The sequence below is a fragment of the Stenotrophomonas sp. 2YAF22 genome (assembly GCF_052114665.1).
GTDB classification, from domain to species: Bacteria; Pseudomonadota; Gammaproteobacteria; order Xanthomonadales; family Xanthomonadaceae; genus Stenotrophomonas; species Stenotrophomonas indicatrix.
In genome coordinates, this window is record NZ_JBFRFE010000401.1 from 1 (window position 1) to 4,020 (window position 4,020).

5 protein-coding genes are annotated in these 4,020 nt (G+C 65.6%); 3 read left to right on the forward strand and 2 right to left on the reverse strand.

Annotated features, from left to right (window positions below):
• Window positions 1–1,302: efflux transporter outer membrane subunit (locus tag AB4Y84_RS15285; protein ID WP_442250381.1), on the forward strand; the 1,302-nt coding region annotated here is incomplete at its 5' end.
• Between the two features lie 81 nt (window positions 1,303–1,383).
• Complete coding sequence (locus AB4Y84_RS15290) at window positions 1,384–1,998, forward strand: hypothetical protein (protein ID WP_442244861.1); 615 nt, start codon at window positions 1,384–1,386, stop codon at window positions 1,996–1,998.
• 278 nt (window positions 1,999–2,276) lie between these two features.
• On the opposite strand, the gene AB4Y84_RS15295 is transcribed toward AB4Y84_RS15290, so the two are convergent.
• Window positions 2,277–2,840, reverse strand: coding sequence for a fasciclin domain-containing protein (locus AB4Y84_RS15295; protein ID WP_442244862.1), 564 nt, complete (start codon window positions 2,838–2,840; stop codon window positions 2,277–2,279).
• Window positions 2,841–3,211: 371 nt separating this feature from the next.
• On the opposite strand from AB4Y84_RS15295, the gene AB4Y84_RS15300 reads away from it, so the two are divergent.
• On the forward strand, window positions 3,212–3,508 hold the full coding sequence (locus tag AB4Y84_RS15300; protein WP_025874322.1) for a DUF6916 family protein: 297 nt from the start codon (window positions 3,212–3,214) through the stop codon (window positions 3,506–3,508).
• Between the two features lie 43 nt (window positions 3,509–3,551).
• Here AB4Y84_RS15300 and AB4Y84_RS15305 read toward each other — a convergent pair.
• Window positions 3,552–4,020 (reverse strand): GNAT family N-acetyltransferase (locus AB4Y84_RS15305; RefSeq protein ID WP_442250382.1); only part of this gene is annotated, 469 nt, incomplete at its 5' end.

The window sequence follows — 4,020 nt, forward strand, 5'->3', positions numbered from 1 at the left end:
GCCTACGCACAGGCCGAGCTGCCGGACCGCTGGTGGCAGCTGTACGACGATCCACGACTCGATGCCTATGTCAGCGAAGCACTGCGAGCCAACACCGATCTGCGCGCGGCCGATGCCAACCTGCGCCGCGCCACGGCGATGGTGCTGCAGTACCGGGCCGAGCGCTCGGCAAGCACCGACGCAGATGCATCGGCCACACTGGCCCATGCCGGGGGATATACCTCGCCCACCTCACCACCGCAGGTGTATGCGCTCGGCATCCACCTGGCCTACCCACTGGATCTGGCAGGTGGCATCCGCCGTGGTATCGAAGCTGCCAGCGCCGATGCAGAGGCTGTCGCTGCAGCACGTGACCAGGTACGGGTGGTCGCCGCCGCCGCCGTCACCCGCGCTTATGTCGGCATCTGTTCGACCAACCTCACCTTGGCGGCGACGCAGCGGGTGCTCGCTACGCAGCGCGCTACGTTGGACGCCACCACCCGCTTGGCGGYCGGCGGACGCGGAACCGAATTCGACGTCAGCCGGGCGCGCGCGGCGGCCAACCGCAGTGCGGCGGCGGTGCCGCATCTGGTTGCCGAACGGCAGGCGGCCCTGTTCGCGCTGGCGGCGCTGATGGGACGCGTACCAGCCGACTATCCGCAGGACGTCGCCAACTGCCAACAACCGCCGCGCCTGCAGCAACCGGTTCCGGTCGGCGATGGTGGCCAGCTGATCCAGCGCCGCCCAGATGTCCACGCGGCCGAGCGCAGCCTGGCGGCCGCCACCGCGATGATCGGCGTGGAAACGGCAGCCCTGTACCCACAGGTGAGCATCGGCGCGTCCGCCGGCACGGCAGGTTCATTCAAGCAGCTGCTGAGCAGCGACAGCATCGGCGCGTCCTTCGGACCGCTGCTGTCGTGGCGCTGGCCGAACCGCCGCGCAACCCGGGCGCGGATCGATGCGGCCGGCGCCAACGCCGATGCCACGCTGGCATCGTTCGATGGCGTGGTGCTGGACGCGCTGCGGCAGACCGAAACCGCGCTGTCGGCCTACGCGCAGGAGATCGATCGCGAGCACAGCCTTGCCCTCGCCCGCGACGACGCGGCACATGCGAGCGACCAGGCCGGGCAGTTGTACCGGTTCGGCAGGATCGACTTCATCGACGTGCTGTCTGCCGAGGCTGCGCTGGCCGATGCAGAGTCTGCCCTGGCAGCATCGCGCGCGCAGCTGGGGGACCGTCAGGTGGATCTGTTCCTGGCGCTGGGTGGGGGCTGGGCGGGACCGGCTGCCGCCCCGGAATCGACCACGCTGGTCGCGCCATAGAGCACTGCCGCATTTCCATTGCCTGCGGTAGAGTGGCGCGGACCTGGCGGGGAGCGCTGGGCACAACCTGGGATCACTTGAATGATGTACGCCAAGCAAGGCCGTACCGTTCCTCTGTGCGTGGCCGCAGCCATCATGGTCTTCGGTGCCACCGGCTGCACGTTGAAGAATCCGGCAATGTTGGGGAGCGCGCGGCTTCCGGCCGAACAACAGGTGGTCATCTCTGGGCAGGGAATCTACCCCGAACGCGAGTTGTCGCTGAATGTCTTCACCATCGATGGTACGTCGGTGAATGGACTGCGCACGCCCAGCTACCACCTGCCGCCGGGGCAGCATACCTTTAGCGTGCAGGCGACCTCCGAACTGCGCGCGGGTTCGGAGATGGGAATGCTGACATCCAGCATGAAGGTCGCCAGGTTGGAGGTCACGATAGACACCGTGGCTGGCCACACCTATGTGCCCAATGCACGCACGCGCGACGGCCGCATTGCGATCTGGTTCGATGACATGGGACCGGCCTACCCACAGGAATGCCTGCCGTTCTATCGCATCGCTGCGATACGGCCGATCCTGGCGATGTATCGGCACAAGAAGACCTGCAACCTGACCCAACCCGCCGTGCCACCTGCATCGAAGCCGCCTGCGCCGAAGGACATTTCGCCATCGCCGTCGCTGATGCACTATATGAAATGGTAGTCAGCCATCACCGGTACCCAAGCGTGCAGAACTGCAACGGACGCGCGTTGCTGTGCCACGAAACATCCACCAAGCAGGTTCATTCAAGCAGCTGTTGAGCAACGACTGTGTCAGCGCATCCCCGGACCGCTGCTGACGCGTATCGCGGCCGAATCGTCGCGCAACCCAGGCGCGGGTGGATTCTGGCGGGCACAACGCCGATGCCGCGCCGGCATCGTGAGCGGCTGGCCTGTGAAACCAGCCGCTCCCGCACTGCCATCAATGTTGCGGCCCTGGGCTTACTTCGGCATCAGCACCGAATCGACCACATGCACCACGCCATTGGACTGCCTCACGTCGGCGGTGGTTACTGCAGACTTGCCGCCTTTGGCGTCGACCACCCAGACCTTGCCATCCTGCAGCTTCACCGTCAGCGCTTCACCCTGCACCGTTTTCAGCGTGCTGCTGCCACCGTGGCTGCGCGCTGCTGCGGTCAGCTGGGTGGAGGTGTAGGTGCCCGGTACCACGTGATAGGTCAGGACCTGGGTCAGCTTGGCCTTGTTTTCCGGCTTCAGCAGCGTTTCCACGGTGCCTGCGGGCAGCTTGGCGAACGCCTGGTTGTCGGGAGCAAATACGGTGAAAGGACCCTTGCCGCTGAGCGTGTCAACGAGCCCGGCCGCCTTCACCGCAGTCACCAGGGTGCTCAGGTTCTGGGCGGTGGAGGCGTTTTCGACAATGGTCTTGTTCGCGTACATCGGCACGCCACCCATCATCGGGTTGTCGGCGGCAAAGGCGGCCGGGGCAGTTGCGCAGGCAACCGCGACGGTGGCGGCAAGGGTCAGGCGCTGGATCTGGGTACGCATGTTCGTGTCCTCGTTGATCGCCCTACCGGGCTGGGAAATGCGCAGCATTCGCTGCCGTCACTGCACCACCTTGCAGCCATGCGGGAATGCAGGGCATCCGTAGCAGCAGGGAAGAAGCGTTGCGTGCATAAGGGCATACGCCGCAAGCCGATGACCGGATGCATCGCCTGGCGCTGGGGCAGTGAACGGTTCAACAACGTGCACAGCGCGTCGCGAGCCCCATTTCCCGGCCGCAGGCTACCAGTCACCGGCTGCGGGCGTGTGTTGATGGTCCGCGCATTCAACCCTGGCGAACAGGAACATGGCCGCCCGCACACTTGCATCGGGCGTGCAGCGCGGCGACGATGCGATTCGGTTTAGGGGAACCCTGCATGGAATTGCTGACACTCGATCATTTCGCCCGCCACGTTGATCAGACCTTCTCGGCAGTCATCAACGACGGCGAGATTCCATTCGTGCTTGTGGAGGCACGGGCGCTGAATCCATCGCAACTGCCGCCAAGTGCGGCGCGGGCGCCTTTTTCGCTGCTGTTCCGCAACAGCTCGGCCTTCCTGTTTCCGCAGCAGATCTATCTGATGCGCCATGCCGACATCGGTGAAGTGGGGATTTTCCTGGTGCCGGTCGCGCGTGAGCAGGCCGGATTCCTGTATCAGGCGATCTTCAACTGAGAATGTGAGCCCGCGGCCAGGCTTGCGGCGGCGTGTCGCCGGCTCAGCCCGGTGCCCAACGCAGCAGCAGATGCGAGCCCTGGTCGTGGATCAGGGCAAAGCCCGCACGCCGGTACAGGCGCTGCGCAGCGACGTTGTCAGCCTGCACGTGCAGGGTCACGCCGCGACCCAGCGCGGCGGCCTCGCCTTGGCTGTGAGCAATCAGGGCCGCGGCCACACCGTGACCGCGCTCACCGGGAAACAAGCAGATATCGACGATCAGGTGATCCGGCGCACTGCGCTGCAGGTAGTAACGGCCCACCACTACGCCRTGGCGTTCGATGGCCAGGAAATCAGAGTCGCTGTAGTGCGCCTGGTAGTGCTGGTGCTGCAGTGCGAACTGGCTATCCAGAAACGCGCGCTTGCTCGCTTCGGGCCAAGGCACTGGCGCCAGTTCCTCCGCGCGGGTGCTGGCATACAGTTCGCGCAGCCAGCTCAGGTCATCGTCGCACAGTGGCCGCAAAGCGTACCCG